Source organism: Haloplanus sp. HW8-1 (assembly GCF_023703795.1).
GTDB classification, from domain to species: domain Archaea; phylum Halobacteriota; class Halobacteria; order Halobacteriales; family Haloferacaceae; genus Haloplanus; species Haloplanus pelagicus.
The window spans coordinates 2571907-2596235 of record NZ_CP098518.1; the positions used below are offsets into that span (position 1 = coordinate 2571907).

Below are 24329 nucleotides of genomic sequence, written 5' to 3' on the forward strand. Positions count from 1 at the left end.
GCTAACCTAAAACAAAATAAGCGTTTCGTCGACGGGAGCTACTCGACGACCATGACGCGCAGGTCGTTGACGTTCGTCCCCGTGGCGCCCGTGCTGAGGACCGCCTCGCGGCCGCCGAGGAAGCCGTAGGCGTTGCTGTTCGCGAGCGCACGGTGGGCGGCTGGGACGTCGTCGACGGTGTCGGCGTCGACGACCGCGCCCGCGAAGTCGCTGCTGCCGTCGTAGCCGTCGGTGTCGACACAGGCGAGCGTCGTTGAGGACGGGAGGTCGACAGCCGCCGCCAGGGCGAACTCGGCGTTCGGTCCCCCGACGCCGTCGCCGCGGACGGTGACCGTCACCTCGCCGCCCGAGAGGAGGACCGCCGGCGATTCGATGGGGTTGCCCGTCGAGTCCATCTCCTCCGCGACGGCGACGTGTGTCAGCGCCGCCTCCCGGGCCTCGCCCCGCACCGACGAGGAGAGGATGCAAGTGTCGTACCCCCGCTCGTGGGCCACCTCCTGGGCGGCCTCGATGGCGGTGAAGGCGTCCGCGATCACGTGGTTGTCCACCCGATCGAAGGCGGGATCGGCGGGACGCGGCGTCTCGGGAAGGTTGCCGGCCGCCCCCTGTTCCAGCCGATCCCGGACCGCCGCTGGGGGATCGACGTCGTAGCGCCGCAACACGTCGAGGGCGTCCTCGTACGTCGATTCGTCCGGCGCGGTCGGTCCGCTGGCGATCACGCTCAGGTCGTTGCCGACCACGTCGCTGAACACGAGGCCGACCACCCGGGCGGGGGCCGAGAGTTCGGCGATGCCGCCGCCCTTGATCGTCGAGAGGTGTTTGCGTACCGCGTTGAGGTCGCCGATCTCGGCGCCCGCGTCGAGGAGTGCGTCCGTCGTCGTCTGGAGGTCGTCGAGCGAGATCCCCTCCGCCGGCGACGGGAGGAGCGCGCTCGCCCCTCCGGTGATGATCGCCAGGACCAGCGTCCGGTCGTCCGTCTCGGTGACGAGATCGAGGATCCGGTCGGTCCCCTCGACGCCCGCCTGACTGGGGACCGGGTGGTCGCCCTCCCACCGCTCGATCCGACCGCTCTCCGCGGGTTCCGGAGTGACGACGGCGCCGGCGTCGATCCGTTCCCCGAGAACGTCCTCCAACGCCGTCGCGACGCCGTCAGCCGCCTTTCCGCCGCCCACGACGAGGATGCGATCCACGTTCGAGAGGTCGTAGGTCGCGTCGCCGACGTGGAGGCCGTCGTCGTCGAGGTGGACCGTCTCGTCGACGACGCGATCGGGGCGAGCGGCGTCGATGCCTGCACTCACACAATCGAGCGCCGTCTCGCGCCCGCGGGTCGATGCCAGTCGACCTTCGTTCTCGAAGGAGACCATACGTCGCCTCTCTCCGACAAGGGTAAAAAGCGTGCCCCAGTAGCGGGCGGTAATGAACGAGCAGGGGGCGTCGACCGGCCGGGAGGGGCGGGTTCGCGTCGTCGGAACCGCCCACGTCTCGGCCGAGAGCGTCCGCGACGTCGAGGACGCCATCGAGGACGACCGCCCCGACGTGGTCGCAGTGGAACTCGACGAGGGGCGCTACCGCCAACTGCAAGGCGAAACGCCCGACGACATCGAACCCGGTGACCTCCTCCGGGGCAACACGGTCTTCCAGTTTCTCGCCTACTGGATGCTCTCGTACGTCCAGTCCCGCCTCGGCGAGAAGTTCGACATCGAGCCCGGAGCGGACATGATGGCCGCCGTCGACACGGCCGAACGCCTCGGTATCGACGTGGCGCTCGTCGATCGCGACATCCAGACGACGATCCAGCGGTTCTGGGCGCGGATGGGGCCCCTGGAGAAGGCACGACTCGTCGGCGGCCTCGCCTTCGGCGTCACCGACGCCCGCGGGATCGGCCTCGCGCTCGGCGTCCTCACCGGCGTGGTCGCCGGCCCCCTTCTCGGCCTGTTCGGGCCCTCGCTCGGGCTCACCCTCCCGCTGCTCACGCGGATCACCGGCGGCGTCCTGATCGCCGTCGTCGCCGGCGTTCTGGCCCACACGCTCGCCGACACCGTCCTCGGTCCCGACGAAGCGCTCGTCGCGGCGGGCGGCGTCGGCGTCGCCGCCGGCCTCCTCGGTGGCCTCGGCCTCGGCCTCGCGGACGGCGTCGTCACCTCGCTCGGCCCACTCTTTTCCCGGATCGTCGGCAGCCTCACCCTCGGCCTCGTCGGCGGCGTAACCGTCGGCCTCCTCGGTGGCTTTCTCGCCGACCGCGCCGGCTACGGCGCCGTCGAGGCCGACGACCTCGACGACTTCGAGGTGTCAGAACTCACCGATGCCGACGTTGTCAGCGTCATGATGGAGGAGTTCCGAGCGTTCAGTCCGGCCGGCGCCCGCGCGCTCATCGACGAGCGCGACGCCTACATCGCCCACGAGCTCGTCGCCCTCCGCGAGGCGGGCCGTGACGTCGTGGCCATCGTCGGCGCGGGCCACCGCGAAGGGATCGAATCCTACCTCGAAGCGCCCGAGACGCTGCCGTCCCGGGAGTCGCTCGTCGGGGCCGACTCCGGCGGCGGCGTGCCGTGGCTGAAGGCCGCGGGCGTCCTGATCTCCCTCGGCTTCGTCGCCTTCTTCGTCCTCCTCGCCATGGCCGGCGTCCGCGACGGCTTCCTCCTCCGGCTGTTTGCCGCGTGGTTCGTCGTCAACGGCGTCTTCGCGGCCGGCCTCGCCAAACTCGCCGGCGCCCGGTGGTCGTCGACGGCCGTCGGCGGCCTCGTGGCGTGGATGACCTCGGTCAACCCGCTGCTCGCACCGGGGTGGTTCACCGGCTACGTCGAACTCCGACACACCGCGGTCAACGTCTCGGACATCGGCCGTCTCAACGAACTCCTCGGCGACGAGGAGAAGCCGATCCGTCAGCTCGTCGGCGAAATGTTCGACGTCCCCCTGTTCCGACTCATCATGATCGTCGCGATGACGAACGTCGGCAGCATGATCGCCAGCCTCCTCTTTGCCGTGTACGTCCTGCCGTTGTTCGCGACGGAGATCGGCGGGGTCGAGGGCATCTCGCGATTGATGCTCGAAGGCGCCCGCAACAGCGCCGAACTACTCTGGAGGACCGTCTCGTGACCCTGCGGTTCAGTTCGCGCGAACTCCGCGATCTGGCCGTCGCGTGGATTGCCCTCGGGGTCGCCTTCGCCATCTTCTTCGCCGGCGGCGGGAGCCGCGCGGTCTCGATGTTGTTGGAGGCGGGCGTCGTGGGGCCGCTCGTCGTCTCCCTGGTCACCGCCGGCCTCGGCTTTCTCCTTCACGAACTCGCCCACAAGGTCGTGGCGGTCCGGTTCGACCAGATCGCCGAGTTCCGCGCCGACTACAGTATGCTCTTTCTGGCCGTCATGAGCGCCCTCGTCGGATTTCTCTTTGCCGCGCCGGGTGCCGTCCACCACCGTGGTCGGCTCACCCCGCGGGAACACGGCCTCATCGCCCTCGCCGGCCCCGTCACGAACGGCCTGTTGGCCCTCGTCTTCGCGCCCGTCTACGTCGCCGGCCACTTCGTCGGCTCGCCCCTACTCGCCCTCGTCGGCGGCCGCGGCGTCGCGATCAACCTCTTTCTGGCCGCGTTCAACCTCGTTCCCTTCGGCGCGCTGGACGGTCGGACCGTCCTCGACTGGAGTACGGCGGTCTTCGTCCTCACCTTCGTCCCCGCCGCCGCCGTCACCGTGTTCGTGGTGTTCGTCCTCGGCATCGGGTTCTGACCGGCGCCCCCGCTCGCCGGCATTCCGAAGCCTTTTGCTGACTGATCGGTCAGTTACTGTGTGAACGCCGACGACTCGGTCCCCGGACCGACCGACGACATCATGTGTGCGACCTATCGCGCCCTCTGTCGGCACGGCTACGCGAACCTGACGATGCAGGACATCGCCGACGAGTGGTCGAAGAGCAAGCCCGCCCTCCACTACCACTACGACACCAAGCGCGGCCTTCTGCTCGCCTTCCTCGAGCACCTCTTTACCGCCTACACCGACCGCGTCGCGGCGCCCGACGAGGGGTCGCCCCGCGCTCGCCTCGACGCCCTGATCGATGCCGCACTGGATCCGCCGCGCGCGGACGCCCACCGCGAACTCCGGACCGCGCTGTTCGAGGTGAAAGCACAGGCCCCACACGACGAGGCGTTTCGCGAGCGACTGGAACGGTTCGACGACTACCTCGCCGCCGAGATCCGCCGTATCGTCGCCGAGGGCATCGAGGCGGGCGCGTTCCGGGCCGACGCCGACCCGGAGATGGCGGCGGTTCTTCTCGTGACACTCGTCAACGGTGCCCACTCCCGGCGGGTCGCCCTCGGCGCCGCCGACGGCGTTCGCGACGCCATCAACGCCGCCGTCGACGACCATCTCGAGGGGGGCGTGCGATGAACCTCCGGGACCTGTTCAAGTCTCGCGAGGAGTTCGACCTGACCGAGGGCAACGTGGGGCGGCCCCTGTTTTATCTCTCCCTTCCGATCGTCGTCACCAACCTGCTCCAGACGGCGTACAACCTCGCCGACACCTTCTGGATCGGGCAGTACAGCACGGACGCCCTCGCCGCGATCAGTTTCGCCTTCCCGATGGTCTTTCTCATCATCTCACTGGGGATGGGGCTGGCGGTGGCGGGAAGCATCCTCGTTGCCCAGTACACCGGCGCGGACAAAAAGCGGGAAGCCGAGTACGCCGCCTCCCAGACCATCGGGTTCGCATCCGTCGTCTCGGTCGTCATCGGCGCCGTGGCCTACGTCTTCGTCGGCGACGTCCTCGCGCTTCTCGGCCCCGCCCCCGACGTGTTGCGTCTCGCGACCGGGTACATGGAGATCATCTCGCTGGGCATCTTCTTCATGTTCGGCTTTCTGGTGTTCGTCTCGCTCATGCGCGGGTACGGAGACACGATCACCCCCATGCTCGTCATGCTCGGATCCGTCGCGCTCAACGTCGTCCTCGATCCCATCCTCATCTTCGGGTGGGGTCCCTTCCCGCAGTGGGGCATCGAGGGGGCGGCTATCGCCACGGTCTTCTCTCGGGGACTTGCCCTCGTCGTCGGCCTCTGGATCATGTTCACCGGACGACGCGGCGTCCGCATCAGGCTCCGAAGCGTCGTCCCAGACCTCTCCTACGGCCGGCGTCTGATCCGGATCGGCGTCCCTGCCTCCGTCGAGGGGACCGGGCAGGCCGTCGCGATCAACCTCCTCATGTTCATCGTCGGCACCTTCTCGACGCCGGTCGTGGCCGCGTTCGGGATCGGCGTCCGGGTCTTTTCGGTCATCTTCCTCCCCGCCATCGCCGTCTCCCGCGGCGTCGAAACCATGTCCGGCCAGAACATCGGCGCCGGCAAACCCGCCCGGGCCGCGCTGACCGCCCGCGTCGCCGCCCGCACGACGTTTGCCGTCCTCGCCGCCGCGGGCGTGGTGACGTTCCTCTTCGCCGATCCCATCGTCGCGCTCTTTACCGACGACCGGGCCGTGATCGAGGTGGGTGCCACCTTCCTCCGCTATGTCGCTCCCTCCTTCGGCTTCATCGGCATCATGCGCTCGTACAACGGGGGCTTCAGGGGTGCGGGCAAGACGCTTACCGCCGCTGCGATCGCGGTGACGATGCTCGGCGGCATCCGCCTACCCATCGCCTGGGTCGCCTCGCGGGTCATGGGCCCGCCCGGCATCTGGCTCTCCTTTCTGATCTCGAACGTCGCCGGCGCGGTCATCGCCTACGTCTGGTTCCAGCGGGGCACGTGGCGGTCCGCCGACGGCCGTGGGCCGCCGGTCGCCGACGTCACCGACGACCCCGCGACGACCGACGCCGCCGGCAACGACTAAGTGTGACTCCGGCGTAGCTCACGACATGTCAGACGACCAATTTCGGGACCCGACCTTTCACATCTCCGACTGCACGGCACCGTCGACCACGGTTGTCGCCGGCTTCTCGTCGTTCGGCCTCGCCGGCCTCACTGCCGCCGACTATCTCGTCGATCACCTCGGCTTGGAGGAGACCGGCCACGTCACCGCGGAGTCGCTGCCGTCGATCACTCCCTTCGAGGACGGCACCCCCCGCCACCACTCGCGGTTTTTCTCCAGCCCCGACGTCGATCTGACCGTCTTCGTCAACGAACTCTTCTTGCCGGCCTGGGCTGCCGACCCCTTCGCCGACGCCCTGCTCGACTGGACCGACGGCCACGACGTGAGCGAGATCCTCACCCTCTCCGGAATCCCCTACGCCCACGGCCCGGACGCTCACGACGCCTTCTACGTCGCCTCCGACGACTACCGCGAACACCTCCTCGACGGGATCGACATCCAGCCGATGGGAAAGGGATTTCTCGACGGCATCAACGGCGCGCTCATGTACCGCGGTATCGAGTCCGACCTCCGGACGGCCGTGTTCATCACGCCCGTCCACGCACAGGTGCCCGACGTCCCTGCCGCCATCCGACTCATCGAGGCCTTCGACCACGTCTATGATCTCGGCGTCGATTCCGCACCGTTGGAGGAGTTCGCCCGAAACGTCGAGCAGTACTACCAGGACCTCGCCGCCCGGCAGGCCGAGGTCGACGAGAGCCAGGTGCCCGAGGATCGGATGTACATGTGATCACAGCCACCCCTCCGAGCGGAAGTATCCGAGCATGATTCCCGCGGTGAGTGCCATCCCCAACATGACCGCCGGATAGCCGAAGCGCCAGCCGAGTTCGGGCATGTTGTACGGCTCGCCGCCGAAGTTCATCCCGTAGACGCCGACCACGAACGTCAGCGGAAGGATGATCGTCGCGACGACGGTCAGGCGCTTCATCACCTCGTTCGTCGACTGCGAGAGCGTGTTGAGGTAGATGTCCCGGGCACCGCTGGCCAGATCACGGTACGTCTCGACGAGTTCGACGTGTTGGACCAGGTGGTCGTACACGTCACGGAAGTACTTCTCCGTCGACGTTCCGACGTGCTCGGCGTCGCCCCGCGAGAGCACACTCACCGCGTCGCGGGTCGGCCAGACGATCCGCCTGATCGACAGCAACTCCCGACGCAGGCTGTTGAGGATCTCCAGGGTCTCAGTGTCGGGGTCGTCGATGATGCGGTCCTCGACGGCCTCGATGTCGCGTCCGATCTCGTCGAGGATATTGAAGTACTCGTCGACGATGGCGTCGAGGATCCGGTAGGCGGTGAAATCCGCATCGCGGCCGAGCAGACGCGGCTCCTCGCGGCTCACGCGATCCCAGACCGTTCCGACGGCGGCCGTCTCCTCGATAGCGACCGTGACGATCCAGTCGTGGCCGAAAAACAACCCCACGGGCTGATCGCTGATCTCCTCTTCGAACGTCGTCTCGCCGCCGCGGAGGCGCGCACTCTTCACCAAGACGAACGTGTGTTCCGGAAACACCTCGACTTTCGGTGCGGCGTTGCTCCGTACGTCGTCGATCTCGAGGGCGTGGAGGCCGAAGACCTCGCTCACACGGGCGAGTTCCTCCTCGGTCGGGGTCGAGAGTCGAACCCACGTCGTCCCCGTCGCAACCCGGGCCTCCTGGAGCGTCGCGGCGTCCGTTTCCTCGGCACTCTCGACGGCCCCGGAGTCGTAGACGACCGTCCGGACGGTCACGTACGCTCCCTCCGGTGGTCGCCGACCGCGACGAGCGTGATACCGACCATGACCGCCGTAAGCGAGAACGCACGTCCCGGGTAGGCAACGGCCACGCCCGCCAGGTATCCGCCGATACCGGCGACCGACAGGGCGGCGCCGGCCAGAAACGTTCGGTCCATACCACCCTTCTCACGTGGACAAGCAAATATCTCGGCCGCCGCAAACGGTGTGCTTTTGCCCTCGGCCCACGCCGTGTGGCGCATGAGCGACGACGACGAGGAGGAACTCACGTACGCGGCGGCCGGCGTCGATATCGCCGAGAGCGAGGCGGCGACGGCCGCACTCGTCGGCGCCGTCGGCGAGAGCACGGGTGACTACGCCGGACTCCTCGACATCGGCGACCGATATCTGGGGTTGGCGACCGACGGCGTGGGTACGAAGCTCCTCGTCGCCGAGGCGCTCTCCGATTACTCGACCGTCGGTATCGACTGTATCGCGATGAACGCGAACGATCTCGTCGCCGCGGGCGTCCGGCCGATCGCGTTCGTCGACTATCTGGCGGTCGACGACCCCGACGAGCGCTTCGCCGAACAGATCGGCGACGGACTCGCCGAGGGCGCCGAACGCGCCGGCATCGAACTCGTGGGCGGCGAGACGGCGGTGATGCCGGAGGTCGTCTCCGGACTCGATCTCGCGGGGACCTGTGCCGGTCTCGCGGCCAAGGACGCCATCTTTCCGGGAAGCGCCGAGGTGGGCGACGCGCTCGTCGGCGTGCCATCCTCGGGTATCCACTCGAACGGCCTCACGCTGGCTCGCGAAGCCGTCACGCGCCGGGGCGAGTACACCGATCCCTGTCCGTTCGGCGACTACGACCGCCTCGGCGACGCCCTGCTCGAACCGACGCGGATCTACACGGATCTCCTCGATCCGATGCGGACCCACGGGGTCCACGCCGCCGCTCACGTCACCGGCGGCGGATGGACGAACCTCCACCGCCTCGGCGACGCCCGCTACGTGATCGACGATCCGTTCGATCCCCACCCCGTATTCGACTTCGTGCAGGAAGCCGGCAACGTCTCCGACGAGGAGATGCACCGCACGTTCAACATGGGGACGGGGTTCGTAGCCGCGCTCGATCCGGCCGACGCCGACGCCCTGGCCGCGGCGGTCGACGGGAGAGTGATCGGCCGCGTCGAGGACGGCGACGGCGTCTCGATCCGCGGCCTGACGCTGTAGGTGGCGAGCAGGTGTCGTCGGCGACGGCGCCGGAACGGGGTCGACACGCGACTGCGTACCCGTCCCGGGCGGGCGGTCAGGTCACGCCCCGCGATGGCCGCCATCCCGTCAAAAACCCTCGGACGACGCCGTCCGTGTCTCAGGAGAGCGCCGCTGCGATGTCCGCTTCGGTGATGATACCGACAGCCTCGCCGCTCTCGGTCACGATGACCGCCTTGTAGTAGTCGAGCAGGTTACTGATTTTGTCGACCGAATCCTCGCGGGAGACCGTCGGGAACTGCTCGCTCATGATCTCGGCGACGGCTTTCTGCCCGACGTTCTCGCCCTCGTGGCGAATGTCGCTGAAGCTGATCGAGCCGACCGGCAGCCCGTTTTGCAACACCGGCAACTGTGAGAAGGCCGCTTCCTCCATCCGACGCTCGGCGTCGGCCACGGAGTCGTCCGGCGCGACGCTGACCAGCGTTTCGTTCATCAGATCCTCCGCCCGGACGACACTCCCCTCGGCCTCGTCGAGGGCGGCGACGATCCGGCGGAGCGTCGAGAGTCGCGGGTCGACGTCCCCGCCCTCGATTCGTGCGATCAGTGGCTGGGAGACTCCGGCCATCTCGGCGAGCGCGCTCTGTGTCAGATCCAGGGAGGTCCGGCGCTCCCGCAGGTCCTGCGGCGTCGGTAGATCCATGGGGCCTAATAACCAATGGTTATTAAAATTACTTTCGACCGCCGTGGCCCCCAAGACTTATGTGAAATCTGACGAGAACTGACGTCCGTATGCCCGAGTGCCAGAACTGTGGTGCGTTCGTCACGCGGGATTACGCCCGGGTGTTCACGCCGAACGGCGTCGAGGATCCGCGCGTGTGCCCCCGCTGTGAGGATATGGTCCGTGACGGCGCTGACGTTCGTAACGCTCGCTCCCCCCGCAACTCCTGACGCCGCCCCCGTCTTTCCCACCTCGTCCCGCAAGTGGAAGGGGCGGGAATCGAACCACGCGAAGCCATGCGCCGACCGGAGTCGGTCGACGACCCGTCGACCGCCCCACGTAGGCGGTGGACGGCGTACGCTCTACCACTGAGCCACCCTTCCACCACGAGCGTACGCCGACGAGTCACTAATACGCACCGGCCACCGTCAGTCCCCGTTCCCAGGTTGGAGGGCGAGCGTGACGACGCTTCCGGCGGCCTCGTCCGTGAAGGAGACGTCTCCGCCGGCGGCCGTGGCGGTCCAGTGGACCAGCCAGAGGCCGAGACCACTCCCGTGTTCTAGGGGGGTTTCGAGTCCCTCGTGCAACACGTCGCGTTCGGTCTCGGGGATGCCGGGCCCGTTGTCGGCCACGTGGATTCGCGTATACTCGTCGTCGCCGCTCGCGCTCTCGACGGTCAACCGCACCCAGGGCCGGTCGGTGTCGTTGTGTTCGATCGCGTTCTCGAGGAGATTCTGGACCGCGATAGTGAGGAGTTTCGCGCTCGGGACGATCACCGCCGTCGTCGACGGGATATCGGACTCGACGACTGCGTCGGGATGCGCCTCCCGCAACCCTTCCAGCAGCGGTTCGATGTGGGCTTTCAGGACGACGCGTTCGGCGGTGTCGCCGGTATCCTTGGCCGTCTCGACCAGTAACCGGACCTGCTCGCTCAACTCGATCAGGCACTCTGCCGTCTCCGCGATCCGTTCGGCGGCGACCGCCGCCTCCTCGTCGTCGCTCCGCCCGAGACGGTCGGCCCACCCTGTGATGAGGTTCATTCGGTTTCGGAGGTCGTGACGCAACACCCGGTTTGCGACCTTCAGACGGCGGTCGTACCGGTGACGATCGGTCACGTTCCGGTAGCGGAGGACGTATCCCACCACCCGGCCGTGGTGATCCGACAGCGTCGACCGGGTCACGTCGTAGACGCGCCGTTGCTGATCGACGATCGCCGTCAGGGTCGTCCCGTCGACGTTCTCCGGCGTCGAGCCATCCGCCGTCGCCGGGAGACACTCCCGAATCGGTTCCCCCTCGGTCGGATCGTCGAGGATCAGTGCCGCGGTCGGATTGAACGTGACGATCCGTTCGGACTCGTCGAGGACGACGAAGCCGTCGTCGGCGTCGGCGATGAGGCGCTTTCTCGCGACCGGGACGCGTTCGAGGAGGTCGAACCGGAACAGCGCCAGGCCGAAACACGGGCCGGTGACGATGAACGCGAACGGCGTGAAGTCGACGGCCGGGAGTGGGGACCAGTTCAGCCCGAGCGAGAACGTCGCGTTCGCCACGAGCGGCGGGATCGCCCCGAGTACCAGTAGTCCCGCCTGCGTCCGGTACAGCGTCGACCGGATCGTCGCCAGGACGAGGAACCCGAATCCAACCGACATCGCGATGTACGCGTACGCGATGTGGAGATAATACCCCGGACCGAAGGCGAGACCGAGGGCCTGCGTGGACCCGTACGAGACGAGCGTCGCCTCGTGCCAGACGAGTCCGTGGGACGGGTTCGTGAGCGTCAACAGGCCGAAGACGATCGGATCGAGGACTATGATCGCCCGCACGAGACGGGTGAGCCAGTCGCAGCGGTTCGTGTACTGGACCGCAAAGAGAAACCAGAGGGTTGGTACCGGCCCCCCGATGGCGAGTGCGACGCGTTGCCAGGCGAGTTGAGCGTCGAGTGTGGCGAACCCGAGTTGAACGCCGTAGACCAGCGCCCAGCCGGCAAGCGCCGTGATGAGTGCGAGAAACGCCTTCGCACCGGGCTCAGATCGGTGTTTCCACCCCGCGACGGCGACGAGACACAACAGGCCGGCCGCGGCGATACCGAGGAGGGTGTAGAGGGTCGGGTCCCACGCCACTCCCGGAGGTGAGACGAGCGGATACAAAAACGCTCCGCCGGTACACCCGCTACTGGAAGCCGATGCGACCACCGCTTCCGCGTTCGGCGAAGCTCTCGCCGCCGCCACCCTTGAACTGTTCTTCGATACGTTCGTAGTAGTCCATAATCTCGTCGGTGATCGTGGGGCGGACGTTCTCCATCGCCTGCCGGAAGTGACGCATCTCCACTTCCTCGGCGTCGTCGTCCTCGCGGAGCGCGACCATCGCCGCCTCGCGGGCGATGCTCTCCAGGTCGGAGCCGACGTAGCCGTCCGTGATCTCCGCGATCTCGCGCAGACTCACGTCGGGGGCGAGCGGCGATTGCTGTGTGTGGATCCGCAGGATCTGCTCGCGGCCCTCCTGTTCCGGTTCGCCGATGAACACGAGGCGGTCGAACCGCCCCGAGCGGAGGAGTGCGGGATCGATCATGTCCGGACGGTTGGTCGCCCCGATGACCATGACGTCACCCATCTCTTCCAGTCCGTCGAGTTCGGTCAGCAGCTGGTTGACCACTCGCTCGGAGACGTTGTTGCCGACCTCGTTACCTCGCGAGGGGGCAAGCGAGTCGAGTTCGTCGAAGAAGATGACCGTCGGGGCCACCTGCCGTGCCTTCCGGAAGGTCTGTCGGATCGCCTTCTCGGATTCGCCGACCCACTTCGAGAGGAGCTGTGGCCCCCTGACCGAGATGAAGTTGGCGTTCGTCTCGTTGGCCACCGCCTTCGCCATCAGCGTCTTCCCCGTTCCCGGCGGCCCGTACAGCAGGACGCCCTTCGGGGGCTCGATACCCATGCGGTCGAACTTCTGGGGCGAGGAGAGCGGCCACTCGACCGCCTCTTTGACGTTCTGTTTGGGCTCCTCTAGGCCCCCCACGTCGTCCCACGTGATCTTCGGGAGTTCGACCAGTACCTCCCGCATCGCGGAGGGTTCGACCTCGCCCAGCGCGCCCCCGAAGTCGTCACGCTTGACGATCATGCGGTCGATCAGGCTCGGCGGGATGTCCTCCTCGTCGAGATCGATCTCGGGGAGGTACCGCCGGAGCGCCTTCATCGCGGCCTCCTTGGTCAGGCTCTCGATGTCCGCGCCGACGAAACCGTGAGTCTCGTCGGCGAGGTGATCGAGGCTCACATCGTCCGAGAGCGGCATGCCGCGGGTGTGGATCTGGAGGATCTCCTTGCGGCCCGCCTCGTCGGGGACGCCGATCTCGATCTCGCGGTCGAACCTGCCGGGGCGCCGGAGGGCGGGGTCGACGCTGTCGACCCGGTTGGTGGCCGCGATGACGATGACCTGACCCCGGGTCTCCAATCCGTCCATCATCGTCAGCAGTTGGGCGACGACCCGGCGTTCCACCTCGCCGGTTACATCCTCGCGTTTGGGAGCGATTGAGTCGAGTTCGTCGATGAAGATGATCGACGGCGACTCGTCTTTGGCGTCCTCGAAGATCTCGCGCAACTGCTGTTCGGACTCGCCGTAGTACTTGGAGATGATCTCGGGACCCGCGATCGAGAAGAAACTCGCGGAGGTTTCGTTGGCGACGGCCTTCGCTAGCAGGGTCTTCCCCGTCCCGGGCGGGCCATGGAGGAGGACGCCCTGCGGGGGCTCGATTCCCAACTTCTTGAAGATCTGCGGGTGTTTCATCGGGAGTTCGACCATCTCCCGGACGCGCTGGATCTCGTTTTGCAGACCGCCGATGTCCTCGTAGGTGATGCCGCCTCCGGTCTTCTCGAACCCCGAGATGGGCTCTTCCCGCAGTTCGACGTCGGTCTCCTCGGTGACCAGACAGACGCCGTCGGGTTCGGTCTCGACGGCGATCAGCGGGATGGCCTGTCCCGGAGAGCGCATGAACGGGTGGTTCGTACTCGACATGACGGGCACGATGTCGCGTTCGACCACCGGGCGCTTGAGGATCTGCCGTTTCACCATGCCGGCGGCGTCGGAGCCGAACTGGACGCTCGCCTCCTCCGGCGGCGCGAGGACGAGCGTCTCCGCTTTCGTCGCCTCGGCCTTGCGGATGGTGACGCGTTCGCCGATGCCCACGTCCGCGTTCTGCCGGGTGAAGCCGTCGATCCGAACGGTGTCGGTGTTCCAGTCCTGCCGATCGGCACGCCACACCTTCGCAGCCGTCGTGTCGGCCCCCTCGATTTCGATGATATCACCTGGCGATAGCTTCAGGTGAAGCAACGTATCGGGGTCCAGTCTGGCGATGCCGCGTCCCGAGTCGTTCGGGTACGCTTTCGCCACTTCGAGTTGCACTTCGTTCATGATGTACCCGCGAGGATGGTGATGATTCGACGGTGATGCGGGATAAGTTTGTTGTTACCCGGAATCTCGGGGACCGGATCCGCAGCGGATTGTGTCATGATATAGCATACGTCCGGGCGGTACAAACCCTTGCCGATCCGGGGGCGGTCGCAAGCCGTTTGCCCGTCGAACCCGAGCGACGGAGTATGCACACGCTCGCGTTCGACGGGCGCACGGGAGCGAGCGGCGACATGCTCCTGGCCGCCCTGGTCGCCGCCGGCGCCGATCCGTCCGTTCTCGACCCCGTCGAGGCGGCACTCGACGTTCGCTACGTGGTCGGCTCGACGACGAGAGCCGGGATCGAGGCGACCACCGTCGACGTACTCGTCGACGGGGACGGCAGTGGGGCGACGGATCGTGGGGGGACGACCGACGACCACGACCACGACCACGATCACGATCACGACCACGACCACGACCATCACCACGACCACGACCATCACCACGATCACGACCATCACCACGACCACGACCACGCGGAGGGATCCGGTCCCCACCGAACCTATCCGGCAGTCGTCGCCCTCGTCGAGGACATGGATCTCCCCGCCGCCGTCGAACGCGACACCCTCGCGGTCTTCCGTCGCCTCGGCGAGGCGGAGGCGACGGTCCACGGCACCGATCTCGACGACACGGCGTTCCACGAGGTCGGCGCCGACGACGCCATCGCCGACGTGGTCGGCACCTGTCTCCTCGTCGCGGACCTCGGCGTCGAACGGATCGTAACGACGCCCGTCGCGGTCGGCGGCGGCACGGTGTCGATGAGCCACGGCACCTACCCCGTTCCGGCACCGGCGGTCACCGAGAGCCTGACCGACGCCGACTGGTCGGTCCGGGGCGGTCCCGTCGACCGGGAACTTCTCACGCCCACGGGGGCGGCGATCCTCGCCGAACTCGCCGACGGCGTCGATCACCTGCCCACGCTCGACGTCACGGCCACGGGGTACGGCGCGGGCGACGCCGACCTCTCCGACCATCCGAACGTCCTCCGGGCCGTCGTCGGCGACGGGACGGGCGGCCTTCGCCGGGAGTCCATCTCGGTGCTCGAAACCACCCTCGACGACACCACGCCCGAGGTACTCGGAAGCCTCCACGAGTCGCTGGCCGAGGTCGGGGCACTCGACGTATCGGCCGTCCCGACGACGATGAAGAAGTCGCGACCGGGCCACCTGATCAAGGTGATCGTCGATCCGGCGGACGCCGACGCCGTCGCACGCCGTCTCGCGGAGGAGACGGGAACGCTCGGAGTCCGCGAGGGGAGCGCCGACCACCGCTGGGTCGCGGACCGCGCGTTCGAGACGGCCTCCATCACGGTCGACGGCGAGGCGTACGGCGTGGCGGTGAAAGTCGCGAGCGACGCCGACGGGACGGTCTACGACGTGAGCGCGGAGTACGACGACGCCCTCGGGGTCGCCCGGGAGACGGGCCTCCCCGTCCGCGAGGTGTTGCGGCGGGCCGAGGCGGCGGTCCGGGACTGAACGACACCGTTTCCGGACTCCGTGACGAGGCACCGGTATGGAGCGAACACGCGTCTCCTCGGGCACCGAGTGGGAATCGGCGGTCGGCTACTCGCGGGCGGTCCGGGCGGGCGACGAGATTCACGTCTCCGGTACGACGGCGACCGACGACGACGGCGACGTCGTCGCACCGAACGACCCCGGCGCACAGACTCGGCGCGCCCTCGCGAACGTCGAGGCGGCGCTTGCCGAACGCGACGCGTCGCTGTCCGACGTGGTGCGGACCCGCCTGTTCGTGACCGACATCGACGACTGGGAGGCGGTCGGCCGCGCCCACGCCGAGGCGTTCGGCGACGTTCGGCCGGCCACCTCGATGGTACAGGTGGAGCGACTGATCGACCCACGCTTGGTGGTCGAGGTGGAGGCGACGGCGACGGCGCCGAGGGACGACTATCGTCGCGACTGAACCGGTGTGGACAGCCGCTCGTACGACGTGCTGCCATCGGCTGTGAAACGACGGTCAATCGCTCCCTTGGCCCTCGCGGTGTTCGTCGAGGGCCTCCTCGACGGTGAGGTCGCCGGCGGCGACCCGCCGGGCGAGTCGGTCGTCGATGGTGCGGTCGTCGGTCGAGACGCGGCGGGAGCGGTCCTTGATCCGCTGGAGTTCCCCCGCCGTGGGATCGACCTCCCGCGAGTCGACCCGTTCGCCCTCCAGACGAGCGATGTTGACCGCGGCGAGTACGTCGCCCATGCCCCGAGCGCCGGTGCCGAGATACGGCGTCGTCCCCGTCTCGTCGACGAGTTCGACGGTGACGTCGTCAAGGTCGTTGACGAGACGGGCCCCCTGCAGGCGGGCGCCGTCGCCGATCCGGACCAGCGGGTCGACCGCGTCCGCGACCTCCCGGCGGACGACGTCGACGGCGTCGGAAAGTGGGACGTGGAAGGCGGCGACGACCGTCTCGCCCGAGAGGACGGCGATGCCGGGGCGGGTGCCGGGATCGACGCCGACGACGGTTCGTCCATCGCTCCCTCGGAGGAGCGCGAGCGCCTCGTCGACGGCGCGGCGCGCCTCGTCGGCCGTCGCCGTGACGCGGTCGGCGTCCGCCACGTCGGCCGCGAGGTCGTCGTCTGGCGCCGTGACGACGACCGACGCCCGGTCGGGGAGGTCGGCGTCCGGTTCGACCGTGGTGAACGCCACGCCGCGCTCCCGGAGGCGGTCGACGACCTCGTGGTACAGCTCGAAATCCGCGGTGGCGACGACGATCACGGCCACTCTTGGGCGCCGTGGGAGGTAAAACGTGTCGTGGTCGTCGGGAGGTCCCCTCGCCACGCTCCGCCAGTCCCCGACACGGCCCGGTGTCGAGGGTTTATGATCCGGAGCGACCGAGGGGGAGTGTGTCCGAGTCAGAGCCAGCGCCAGTACCGACCGGCTGTGCCCCGCTCGACGACCTCCTGGGCGGCGGGTTCGAACGCGGGACCGTGACGCAGGTGTACGGCCCGCCGGCCGCCGGCAAGACGAACCTCGCGCTCTCGGCGGCCGTGCAGGTCGCCGCCGCCGGCGGAACCGCGGTGTACGTCGACACCGAGGGACTCTCGATCGACCGGTTCCGACAGCTCGCGGCGGCTGTGGTCGGCGACGACGGGGACGAGGACCTGGCGGCGGTCACCTCCCGCATCGTCGTCACCGAGGCCCACGACTTCGCCGAACAGGAGGAGGCCGTCCGCGACGCCGCAGACTTCGCGCCGCGGGCGGAGCTGATCGTCCTCGACAGCGCCACCGGGTTCTACCGGCTCGAACGCACCGACGGCGACGAGGGCGAAACGCTCCGGCGAGTGGGCCGGCAGGTGACCCACCTGCTGTCGCTCGCGCGGAAACACGACCTCGCGGCCGTCGTCACGAATCAGGTGTTCACCGACCCGGACGCCGATCGGGCGCGGGCGCTCGGCGGCCACACCCTGAACCACTGGACCGGGACGGTGATCCGGCTGGACCGGTTCCGCGGCGGCAACCGCCGGGCGACGCTGGAGAAACACCGGTCGAAGCCGGCCGGCGAGACGGCAACGTTCCGGATCACCGCCGACGGACTGGCCGCCGGCGAGGAGAGTCGGAGTCTATAGCTCGCCGAGCTTCCGGAGGAGCTGCCCGCGGTACTGCTCATCGGCGATCAGACCCTTCAGTTCGAGGACGTTACGCTCCAGCGTGTCGGCGGCGACGTGGAAGGCGTGGTCGGCGCCGTAGCCCTCTCCGGAGCCCGCGACCTGGCCGCGGTTGGTCCGCAGGCGGATCTGACACTGGATCAGGGGCGTACCGCGAAGCTTCTCCTTGTGTTCGTGGAACCGCACGTGGGCGTGCTGGACCTGCATCTCCTGGTACTTGTCGGCCACGTCGGTAATCCCCTCGACGATCTCCTCGCGAGCGATGGTGTCCAGCAGGGCGACGTTGGTGATCTGTACGTCCATCTGGCCCTCCTCGGTGAACGTGAGCGCGCGGAGCACGTCCGTCTTCGTGAGCACGCCCGCCACGAGGTCGTCCGCTTCTTCGCTCGGCGTAACGACCAGTCCCGACACGTCGTTGTCGAGCATCGTCCGCACGGCGTCCTCGACGGTCGCATCGGCGGTGGTCGTCAGCACCGGACTGGTCATCAGGTCGTAGACGGGCAGGTCGAGCATCCGATCGAGGTCGCCACGGCGGTCGCCCCGTCCCTGCCGATCGGCGTCGCGGACGACGAAGTCCACGATGTCGTGGGTCGTCAGGACCCCGACGAGGGAGCCGTCGCCGTCGACGACTGGCAGCCGCGAGATGCCGTGTTCGCGCAGGCGGTTGATGGCCTGCCCGACGTGGGACTTCTCCCCGACCGAAATCACGTCCTTGGTCTGGATCTGTTCGACCGTCAGTGCGTCGAGACTGTCCAGCACCGACTCCAGAATGGCGTCGGCCGTGACGATTCCCCACAGGTTCTCGCCCTCGTAGACGGGCGCGACCTTGGTGCCGCCCTCGACGAGGACGCGTGCGACTTCCCGGACGTCCTCCGTGCGATCGACTCGCGGGGCGGACTTCATCAGCACGCTCGCCTTGGTGTCGTCTTCGATCCGGGAGCGGATCAGGTCCCGCTCGCCGATGACGCCCGCATACTCGCCGTCCCGAGTCACGATGAGACCCTTCGGGTTCTCACGTTCGAAGATCGAGCGGATCTTTCCCAGCCGCTCGCCCGCGTCGACTTCGATGTACTCGGGGGTCGCAATATCGGCAATATCCATGGCTACACGTGGATCATCCGGTGGCTTGAAACTTGTTTCTTCAGCGTGACGCCGTGATAGTCGGTGCGTCGATCCATGGTACCACTCGTCTTCCCGGTCGTCCGGTGACGGCCTCGGGAGGGTAGTCGGGGACCCCGGAGCGCTCGCCGTGTGCCGACACCGGACCACGTGCGTGTCACGTCGGCGCACCGACGGTATCGAGTCGTTCCGGTGTCCGGTCTCCTCGATGAGGGGTCCGAACCGGAAACACGGGTTCGCAGACGCCCGAGTTGGCGGCCCCTACACCCGGGCAGACCGACGACGTCCATCGGCCGACTCGGCGACCCCGTCGACGGCCACGAAGTATTCAAACCCTCGGAGCGTCTCCACGGACGGGTCCCGAACTACCCCCTGTACCATCGTTCCACCCGGGACCCCTCCCTCATCGCGTGCGGTCGCCGGCGCGACCCGCGCCGACGCGCCGGTACCGCCGCCCCCTCCGCCCACGACGAACACCACGGCTACGCGACGTGTTCCAAGAGAAGAGGGCGGCAACAATGCTTTCGTGGGCAGGATTGGAGTTCCTGATCGCGAGTTGGCATGTCGCAACGGCGGGCGTCACCCACCCCAGCGCCTGCCGACCCCGGCCGCCCTCCGTTGTCTCCGTTTGGACACATTGCAATTAAATGTTCTTCCCGGAGTGGTACTTAATCATCGTTGACAACCGGTTCGCCCGGCGGCCCGGTCACTCCGACGTCCGCCGTTCGTCCTCGGTCCGATATCACAGCATCGCCCCGTAGACGGCTCCGGCGACGACCGACTGAACGATCGGTGGGCGTCAGGAGAGGCGCGTGGCTACCCTCCGTGAAAGCACCGTAGAACGGGAGTGGGTTGGGGCAGATTTGAACTGCCGGCCTCCTCCATGTCAAGGAGGTGTCATAACCGGACTAGACTACCAACCCTGTCGCGTCGCGCTTTCGAACGCATCTCTACGTACCGGCGGCCAGTAATTGAACCTTTCGGAACGCCTTCCGGCGGGGTGATTCCGGGGGAATTAAACGGCGCTCTGTGGGGGCGCGGGCCGCGACCGCACGTCTGCGTGCGATCCTGGAGAGCGCTGGCCCGGAGGACGCCCGACGATGGGTTTAAGAGGATGTATATATTTGTTCATTGTAACCCGGACTAATACACTGGTGTTCATCCATGCAGGATTATATCGAACGCGTTACCGACGGCGAGGATCTGACACGGGAGGAGGCACGGGACGCGGCCCGGATAGTCTTCGAGGAGGCGACCGAGGCCCAGATCGGGGCGCTGCTCGCGGCGCTCAGATCGAAAGGCGAGACGGAGACGGAGATCGCAGGGTTCGCCCAGGGGATGCGCGATGCGGCACGGACCATCGACCCCGAGCGCACGCCGTTGGTCGACACCTGCGGTACCGGCGGCGACGACTACGATACGATCAACGTCTCGACGACGAGCGCCATCGTCGCCGCGGGCGCGGGCGCCGCCGTCGCCAAGCACGGCAACTACTCGGTCTCCTCTACCTCGGGAAGTGCGGACGTACTGGAGGTAGCGGGTGTGGACGTCGAGGCCGAACCGCCGGCGGTCGAGGAGGCCATCGAGCGCGAGGGTATCGGCTTCATGCTCGCGCCCGTCTTCCACCCCGCCATGAAGGCCGTCATCGGTCCCCGGAAGGAACTCGGGATGCGGACGGTGTTCAACGTGCTCGGCCCGCTAACGAACCCCGCCGGCGCCGACGCACAGGTGGTCGGCGTCTACGACCCCGACCTCGTGCCCGCCCTCGCCCGGGCACTCGCCCAGATGGACGTCGAGCGTGCGATGGTGGTTCACGGCGCCGGCATGGACGAGATCACGATCCACGACGCCACGAGGGTCGCCGAGGTCGACGGCGAGGACGTGACGGAGTACACCCTCACGCCGGCCGATATGGGGCTGGAGCGGGCGCCCATCGAGGCGGTTGCGGGTGGGGATCCCGAGGCGAACGCGGCCGATCTCCGCGGTATCGTCGAGGGCGAGGTCGGGGGTGCGAAACGCGACATCATCCTCGCGAACGCGGGTGCAGCCCTCTACGTCGCCGGCATCGCCGACGACCTCTCGGACGGGGTCGACGCGGCCCGTGAAGCCATCGACACCGGCGCTGCCGCCGCGAAACTCGACGATCTGCGAGGCACCTGATGGTCCGGGCGAAGATCTGCGGCGTGACGACCGAGGCGGACCTGCAGGCGGTCGCCCGTGCGGGCGCCGACGCAGTCGGCGTCATCTCGGAGGTGTCGGTCGATACGCCCCGAGAGATCGCGCCGGAACGGGCCGCCGACCTCGTGGCCACCGCGCCCCCGTTTCTCTCGACGGTCCTGGTGTCGATGCCCGACTCGCCGTCCCGGGCGGTCGAACTCGCCGGTGCCGTCACGCCCGACGCAGTCCAGTTGCACGGCGACTTCGAGGCCGCGGACGTACGGTACGTACGCCGGGAGGCGCGGACGGACGTGATCGTGGCCGTCGACGCGGCCGACGCCGACCGCGCCCGGACCTACGACGGCGTCGCCGACGCCGTCCTGCTTGACTCGACGACCGAGTCCGGCGCGGGCGGGACGGGCGAGACCCACGACTGGGACACTGCGGCCGATCTGGTCGACGATCTCTCGACGCCGGTCATCCTCGCGGGTGGTCTGACCCCGGAGAACGTCGCCGAGGCGATCCGGACGGTCGGTCCCTACGCGGTCGACGTATCGAGCGGCGTCGAACGTCGGGGTGGCGAGAAACACCACGAGGCGGTCAGGGCGTTCGTCCGTGGCGCCGATGTGGAGGTGTCGGGATGAGCCCCGACGGCGACCGGGCGACCTTCGTCGACTCGCTCGCCGACCGCGACGAGGCGGTCGTCGCCCGCCTCGCCGTCACCCTCGACGCCGAGACGACGCCGCTGTCGGCCTACGCCGCGCTCGACGACCGCAGCGACTACGGGTTCCTCCTGGAGAGCGCGGAGAAGACGCCCTCCAGCGATCCGGAGGGCGCATTCACGTCCGGCGAGGGGACGGATCGCCACGCGCGCTTTTCGTTCGTCGGGTACGACCCCGATGCGGTCGTCTCGGTCACGGGGACGGACGTGACCGTCGAGTCACTCGGCGGGCCGGCGGCGACGGTGGTCGCCGAACGGGCCGGGACTGGCCTCGGGGACGACGCCGACGTCCTCGATGCCCTTCGCACCGCTCTCCCCGACCTCGATCGTGTCGGGTTCCCGTCCGCGGATCGCCAGCATCTCGATGGGGGCCTGGTCGGCTTTCTCGCCTACGACGCCGTCTACGACCTCTGGCTCGACGAGGTCGGCGTGGAGCGTCCCGACCCCGTGGTTCCCGACGCGGAGTTCGTCCTGACGACGCGGACGCTCGCGTTCGACCACGCCGAGGGGACCGTCCGGCTTGTCTTCACGCCGGTCGTCGAACCGGACGCCGACCCCGGCGCACTCTTCGATGCGCTCCGCGAGGAGGCCACCGAGATCGAGCGGACGCTCGTCGGCGCGGAGACGCCCGACCCTGGCGGCTTCGTGAAGACCGGCGAGAGTGCCGGTCCCCGCGAGGCGTACGAGGACGCGGTCCGTCGGGCGAAAGATCACGTCCTCGATGGCGACATCTACCAGGGTGTGATCTCCCGGAAGCGGGAACTCACCGGCGAGATCGATCCGCTCGGCCTGTACGAGTCGCTCCGTGCGGTCAACCCCTCGCCGTACATGTATCTCCTCCGTCACGACGACCGTTCGATCGTGGGCGCCAGCCCCGAGACGCTGGTGTCGGTGCGGGGCCAGCGTGTCGTCTCGAACCCCATCGCGGGCACCTGTCCGCGTGGCTCGGGCCCCGTCGAGGACCGTCGCCTCGCCGGCGAGATGCTCGCCGACGGGAAGGAGCGCGCCGAACACACCATGCTGGTGGATCTGGCGCGCAACGACGTGCGACGCGTCTCGGAGCCGGGGTCGGTCCGCGTCGAGGAGTTCATGAACGTCCTGAAGTACTCCCACGTCCAGCATATCGAGTCGACGGTGACCAGCACGCTCGCGACCGGGACGGATCCGGGCGCCGGCGGCGAGCGACTCCCGCCGTTCGACGCCTTCGACGCGACGCGAGCGACGTTCCCCGCCGGGACGCTCACGGGCGCGCCGAAGGTGCGGGCGATGGAGATCATCGACGATCTGGAACGGGAGCCTCGCGGCGTCTACGGCGGCGGCGTCGGCTACTACTCGTGGTCCGGCGACGCCGAGTTCGCCATCGTCATCCGGACGGCGACGGTCGAGCGCGGAACGGCGGATCACATCACGGTTCAGGCGGGGGCGGGCATCGTCGCCGACAGCGACCCGACGAGCGAGTACGAGGAGACCGAACAGAAGATGGGGGGGGTCCTCGACGCGCTCGAACGCTTGGAGACGACCGCCCCCGAACCGGAGGCCCGCCGATGAGGGTCCTCGTGATCGACAACTTCGACTCCTTCACGTACAACCTCGTCGAGTACATCTCGGACCACCCCGACCCGCTGACCGGCGAGCCGATCGCGGTCGAGGTGCTGAAAAACACCGCCAGCCTCGACGAGGTTCGGGCCGTCGATCCGGACGCCATCGTCGTGAGTCCGGGACCGGGACATCCGAAAAACGACCGCGACGTCGGCGTGACCAACGCGGTCTTCCGGGAGGTGAGCCCGACGGTGCCGACCCTCGGGGTCTGTCTCGGCCTGGAAGCGGCCGTCTACGCCTACGGCGGCACGGTAGGACACGCTCCGGAACCGATCCACGGCAAGGCCTACCCCGTCGACCACGACGGCGAGGGCGCCTTCGCCGGACTCCAGCAGGGGTTCCGGGCCGGGCGATACCACTCGCTGGTGGCGACGACCGTCCCCGACTCCTTCGAGGTGACGGCGACGACGACCCACACCGACGCCGAGGGCGTCGACCACGAACTCGTCATGGGGATCCGGCATCGCGACCATCCCATCGAGTGTGTCCAGTTCCACCCCGAGTCGGTGTTGACGGCTGCCGGCCACGACGTGATCGACAACTTCCTGCGGGCGGCCCGGACGCCGGACGCGACGGTCTAAAACAGGAACAGCGACGCCAGCAGCACCACCCCGACCACGACGGCGGCGATGGTGACCAGCCGCCAGGCGATTTTCAACACGACGCGACCGACCAGGATCACCACGCCGATGCCGACGATCGCCACGAGCAACTGTCCGAGCGGTCCACCGAGGACGCCATCCAACTGGAGCACCACGTGAGGCGTGAGCGACATGTTCGGCATGGTCTCACAGCGGGCGCATAAGTCTGTGGGCGGGGGCTCTCCACCGTCGGTCGATTGGATATATCACTATTAGTACAATAATCGTCCGCTCGTGAATCCCCGACTGACTGCGAGTGGTTCGCTGCCGTGACACGTGGTCGTCACGCCACCTCCTGAGGCTCGCTCGTCAACCCCCCACTCATTCGACTGGATTTCACACCGCTGTCGGGCGATTGTGATCGACGAATTTCACTTCCACTCCGGTCTACACAGCGTTATATGTGATCGGCGGTGATGTTGGAAGCGTGTAGGCGGTCCACCGCCGCAGCCGACACCGTGAAGTAGACAGGAATCGGATAGTTCGGCGCTCGCGAAGATCGAACCAACGCCTTTACACCCCCGATTCCACTTACAGCAACCGTCACAGATGAGCCGATTC

23 protein-coding genes and 2 tRNA genes are annotated in these 24329 nt (G+C 67.9%); 14 read left to right on the top strand and 11 right to left on the bottom strand.

What is annotated here, in order from left to right; genetic code table 11:
• Positions 1 to 38 precede the first annotated feature (38 nt).
• Positions 39 to 1364 carry a glycerate kinase type-2 family protein gene (locus tag NBT82_RS13560; protein ID WP_251328647.1) on the bottom strand — a complete coding sequence of 442 codons (1326 nt, stop codon included), beginning with the start codon at positions 1362 to 1364 and terminating at the stop codon, positions 39 to 41.
• Positions 1365 to 1416: 52 nt separating this feature from the next.
• On the opposite strand from NBT82_RS13560, the gene NBT82_RS13565 reads away from it, so the two are divergent.
• The 5 genes from NBT82_RS13565 to NBT82_RS13585 are packed head-to-tail and all read left to right on the top strand — an operon-like array spanning position 1417 to position 6575.
• Positions 1417 to 3096: a TraB/GumN family protein gene (locus NBT82_RS13565; RefSeq protein ID WP_251328648.1), complete on the top strand. Its 1680-nt coding sequence runs from the start codon at positions 1417 to 1419 to the stop codon at positions 3094 to 3096.
• Positions 3093 to 3722: a zinc metalloprotease gene (locus NBT82_RS13570; RefSeq protein ID WP_251328649.1), complete on the top strand. Its 630-nt coding sequence runs from the start codon at positions 3093 to 3095 to the stop codon at positions 3720 to 3722. Before NBT82_RS13565 ends, NBT82_RS13570 begins: the two co-directional genes overlap by 4 nt.
• A gap of 60 nt (positions 3723 to 3782) precedes the next feature.
• Positions 3783 to 4379, top strand: a complete 597-nt coding sequence (locus NBT82_RS13575) for a TetR/AcrR family transcriptional regulator (protein WP_251328650.1) — start codon at positions 3783 to 3785, stop codon at positions 4377 to 4379.
• Positions 4376 to 5806 (top strand): MATE family efflux transporter, encoded by a 1431-nt coding sequence (locus NBT82_RS13580; protein WP_251328651.1) that lies wholly within the window; start codon positions 4376 to 4378, stop codon positions 5804 to 5806. Before NBT82_RS13575 ends, NBT82_RS13580 begins: the two co-directional genes overlap by 4 nt.
• A gap of 25 nt (positions 5807 to 5831) precedes the next feature.
• Positions 5832 to 6575 (top strand): proteasome assembly chaperone family protein, encoded by a 744-nt coding sequence (locus NBT82_RS13585; protein ID WP_251328652.1) that lies wholly within the window; start codon positions 5832 to 5834, stop codon positions 6573 to 6575.
• On the opposite strand, the gene corA is transcribed toward NBT82_RS13585, so the two are convergent.
• Entirely contained in the window at positions 6576 to 7571 is a 996-nt protein-coding gene (gene corA, locus NBT82_RS13590; protein ID WP_251328653.1) for a magnesium/cobalt transporter CorA, read from the bottom strand.
• Positions 7568 to 7732, bottom strand: coding sequence for a hypothetical protein (locus tag NBT82_RS13595; RefSeq protein WP_251328654.1), 165 nt, complete (start codon positions 7730 to 7732; stop codon positions 7568 to 7570). Before NBT82_RS13595 ends, corA begins: the two co-directional genes overlap by 4 nt.
• A gap of 82 nt (positions 7733 to 7814) precedes the next feature.
• Between NBT82_RS13595 and purM the strand changes: the two genes are divergently transcribed.
• Positions 7815 to 8789, top strand: coding sequence for a phosphoribosylformylglycinamidine cyclo-ligase (gene purM / locus NBT82_RS13600; protein ID WP_251328655.1), 975 nt, complete (start codon positions 7815 to 7817; stop codon positions 8787 to 8789).
• Between the two features lie 139 nt (positions 8790 to 8928).
• Here the strand turns inward: purM and NBT82_RS13605 are convergent, their stop codons facing one another.
• Positions 8929 to 9468, bottom strand: a complete 540-nt coding sequence (locus tag NBT82_RS13605; protein ID WP_251328656.1) for a CBS domain-containing protein — start codon at positions 9466 to 9468, stop codon at positions 8929 to 8931.
• 89 nt (positions 9469 to 9557) lie between these two features.
• Here NBT82_RS13605 and NBT82_RS13610 point away from each other — a divergent pair, with 89 nt between their 5' ends.
• The gene (locus tag NBT82_RS13610) at positions 9558 to 9716 is read left to right on the top strand and encodes a DUF7563 family protein (RefSeq protein ID WP_251328657.1); all 159 of its coding nucleotides are present in this window, start codon (positions 9558 to 9560) and stop codon (positions 9714 to 9716) included.
• Positions 9717 to 9750: 34 nt separating this feature from the next.
• On the opposite strand, the gene NBT82_RS13615 is transcribed toward NBT82_RS13610, so the two are convergent.
• The 3 genes from NBT82_RS13615 to NBT82_RS13625 form a co-directional block, all read right to left on the bottom strand.
• Positions 9751 to 9869: transfer RNA gene (locus tag NBT82_RS13615), tRNA-Gly, on the bottom strand.
• A gap of 45 nt (positions 9870 to 9914) precedes the next feature.
• Positions 9915 to 11603 carry a sensor histidine kinase gene (locus NBT82_RS13620; protein ID WP_251328658.1) on the bottom strand — a complete coding sequence of 563 codons (1689 nt, stop codon included), beginning with the start codon at positions 11601 to 11603 and terminating at the stop codon, positions 9915 to 9917.
• 49 nt (positions 11604 to 11652) lie between these two features.
• Positions 11653 to 13881: a CDC48 family AAA ATPase gene (locus tag NBT82_RS13625; RefSeq protein WP_251328659.1), complete on the bottom strand. Its 2229-nt coding sequence runs from the start codon at positions 13879 to 13881 to the stop codon at positions 11653 to 11655.
• A gap of 185 nt (positions 13882 to 14066) precedes the next feature.
• On the opposite strand from NBT82_RS13625, the gene larC reads away from it, so the two are divergent.
• On the top strand, positions 14067 to 15395 hold the full coding sequence (gene larC / locus NBT82_RS13630) for a nickel pincer cofactor biosynthesis protein LarC (protein WP_251328660.1): 1329 nt from the start codon (positions 14067 to 14069) through the stop codon (positions 15393 to 15395).
• A gap of 37 nt (positions 15396 to 15432) precedes the next feature.
• Positions 15433 to 15840: a RidA family protein gene (locus NBT82_RS13635; protein WP_251328661.1), complete on the top strand. Its 408-nt coding sequence runs from the start codon at positions 15433 to 15435 to the stop codon at positions 15838 to 15840.
• A 54-nt stretch (positions 15841 to 15894) separates the two neighbouring features.
• Here the strand turns inward: NBT82_RS13635 and NBT82_RS13640 are convergent, their stop codons facing one another.
• Complete coding sequence (locus NBT82_RS13640) at positions 15895 to 16641, bottom strand: hypothetical protein (protein WP_251328662.1); 747 nt, start codon at positions 16639 to 16641, stop codon at positions 15895 to 15897.
• A 128-nt stretch (positions 16642 to 16769) separates the two neighbouring features.
• Between NBT82_RS13640 and radB the strand changes: the two genes are divergently transcribed.
• Positions 16770 to 17492 carry a DNA repair and recombination protein RadB gene (gene radB, locus NBT82_RS13645; protein WP_251328663.1) on the top strand — a complete coding sequence of 241 codons (723 nt, stop codon included), beginning with the start codon at positions 16770 to 16772 and terminating at the stop codon, positions 17490 to 17492.
• Here radB and NBT82_RS13650 read toward each other — a convergent pair.
• Positions 17487 to 18632, bottom strand: coding sequence for a CBS domain-containing protein (locus NBT82_RS13650; RefSeq protein ID WP_251328664.1), 1146 nt, complete (start codon positions 18630 to 18632; stop codon positions 17487 to 17489). The genes radB and NBT82_RS13650 overlap by 6 nt on opposite strands.
• A gap of 866 nt (positions 18633 to 19498) precedes the next feature.
• A tRNA-Val gene (locus NBT82_RS13655) sits at positions 19499 to 19573 on the bottom strand.
• Positions 19574 to 19814: 241 nt separating this feature from the next.
• On the opposite strand from NBT82_RS13655, the gene trpD reads away from it, so the two are divergent.
• The 4 genes from trpD to trpG are packed head-to-tail and all read left to right on the top strand — an operon-like array spanning position 19815 to position 23708.
• Complete coding sequence (trpD, locus tag NBT82_RS13660; protein WP_251328665.1) at positions 19815 to 20810, top strand: anthranilate phosphoribosyltransferase; 996 nt, start codon at positions 19815 to 19817, stop codon at positions 20808 to 20810.
• Positions 20810 to 21451: a phosphoribosylanthranilate isomerase gene (locus NBT82_RS13665; RefSeq protein ID WP_251328666.1), complete on the top strand. Its 642-nt coding sequence runs from the start codon at positions 20810 to 20812 to the stop codon at positions 21449 to 21451. Before trpD ends, NBT82_RS13665 begins: the two co-directional genes overlap by 1 nt.
• Entirely contained in the window at positions 21448 to 23076 is a 1629-nt protein-coding gene (trpE, locus tag NBT82_RS13670) for an anthranilate synthase component I (RefSeq protein ID WP_251328667.1), read from the top strand. Before NBT82_RS13665 ends, trpE begins: the two co-directional genes overlap by 4 nt.
• The gene (gene trpG / locus NBT82_RS13675) at positions 23073 to 23708 is read left to right on the top strand and encodes an anthranilate synthase component II (RefSeq protein ID WP_251328668.1); all 636 of its coding nucleotides are present in this window, start codon (positions 23073 to 23075) and stop codon (positions 23706 to 23708) included. The genes trpE and trpG overlap by 4 nt, the downstream gene beginning before the upstream one ends.
• On the opposite strand, the gene NBT82_RS13680 is transcribed toward trpG, so the two are convergent.
• Positions 23705 to 23902: a DUF8029 family protein gene (locus NBT82_RS13680; protein WP_251328669.1), complete on the bottom strand. Its 198-nt coding sequence runs from the start codon at positions 23900 to 23902 to the stop codon at positions 23705 to 23707. The genes trpG and NBT82_RS13680 overlap by 4 nt on opposite strands.
• Positions 23903 to 24329 lie beyond the last annotated feature (427 nt).

Bases quoted from the DNA above. Each gene is read 5' to 3' on its own strand.
- NBT82_RS13565 (WP_251328648.1), top strand. From the start codon at position 1,417: ATGAACGAGCAGGGGGCGTCGACCGGCCGGGAGGGGCGGGTTCGCGTC.
- trpD (WP_251328665.1), top strand. From the start codon at position 19,815: ATGCAGGATTATATCGAACGCGTTACCGACGGCGAGGATCTGACACGG.
- NBT82_RS13595 (WP_251328654.1), bottom strand. From the start codon at position 7,732: ATGGACCGAACGTTTCTGGCCGGCGCCGCCCTGTCGGTCGCCGGTATC.
- NBT82_RS13665 (WP_251328666.1), top strand. From the start codon at position 20,810: ATGGTCCGGGCGAAGATCTGCGGCGTGACGACCGAGGCGGACCTGCAG.
- NBT82_RS13580 (WP_251328651.1), top strand. From the start codon at position 4,376: ATGAACCTCCGGGACCTGTTCAAGTCTCGCGAGGAGTTCGACCTGACC.
- NBT82_RS13610 (WP_251328657.1), top strand. From the start codon at position 9,558: ATGCCCGAGTGCCAGAACTGTGGTGCGTTCGTCACGCGGGATTACGCC.
- trpE (WP_251328667.1), top strand. From the start codon at position 21,448: ATGAGCCCCGACGGCGACCGGGCGACCTTCGTCGACTCGCTCGCCGAC.
- NBT82_RS13605 (WP_251328656.1), bottom strand. From the start codon at position 9,468: ATGGATCTACCGACGCCGCAGGACCTGCGGGAGCGCCGGACCTCCCTG.
- NBT82_RS13650 (WP_251328664.1), bottom strand. From the start codon at position 18,632: ATGGATATTGCCGATATTGCGACCCCCGAGTACATCGAAGTCGACGCG.
- NBT82_RS13635 (WP_251328661.1), top strand. From the start codon at position 15,433: ATGGAGCGAACACGCGTCTCCTCGGGCACCGAGTGGGAATCGGCGGTC.
- purM (WP_251328655.1), top strand. From the start codon at position 7,815: ATGAGCGACGACGACGAGGAGGAACTCACGTACGCGGCGGCCGGCGTC.
- NBT82_RS13680 (WP_251328669.1), bottom strand. From the start codon at position 23,902: ATGTCGCTCACGCCTCACGTGGTGCTCCAGTTGGATGGCGTCCTCGGT.
- trpG (WP_251328668.1), top strand. From the start codon at position 23,073: ATGAGGGTCCTCGTGATCGACAACTTCGACTCCTTCACGTACAACCTC.
- larC (WP_251328660.1), top strand. From the start codon at position 14,067: ATGCACACGCTCGCGTTCGACGGGCGCACGGGAGCGAGCGGCGACATG.
- NBT82_RS13585 (WP_251328652.1), top strand. From the start codon at position 5,832: ATGTCAGACGACCAATTTCGGGACCCGACCTTTCACATCTCCGACTGC.
- NBT82_RS13560 (WP_251328647.1), bottom strand. From the start codon at position 1,364: ATGGTCTCCTTCGAGAACGAAGGTCGACTGGCATCGACCCGCGGGCGC.
- NBT82_RS13625 (WP_251328659.1), bottom strand. From the start codon at position 13,881: ATGAACGAAGTGCAACTCGAAGTGGCGAAAGCGTACCCGAACGACTCG.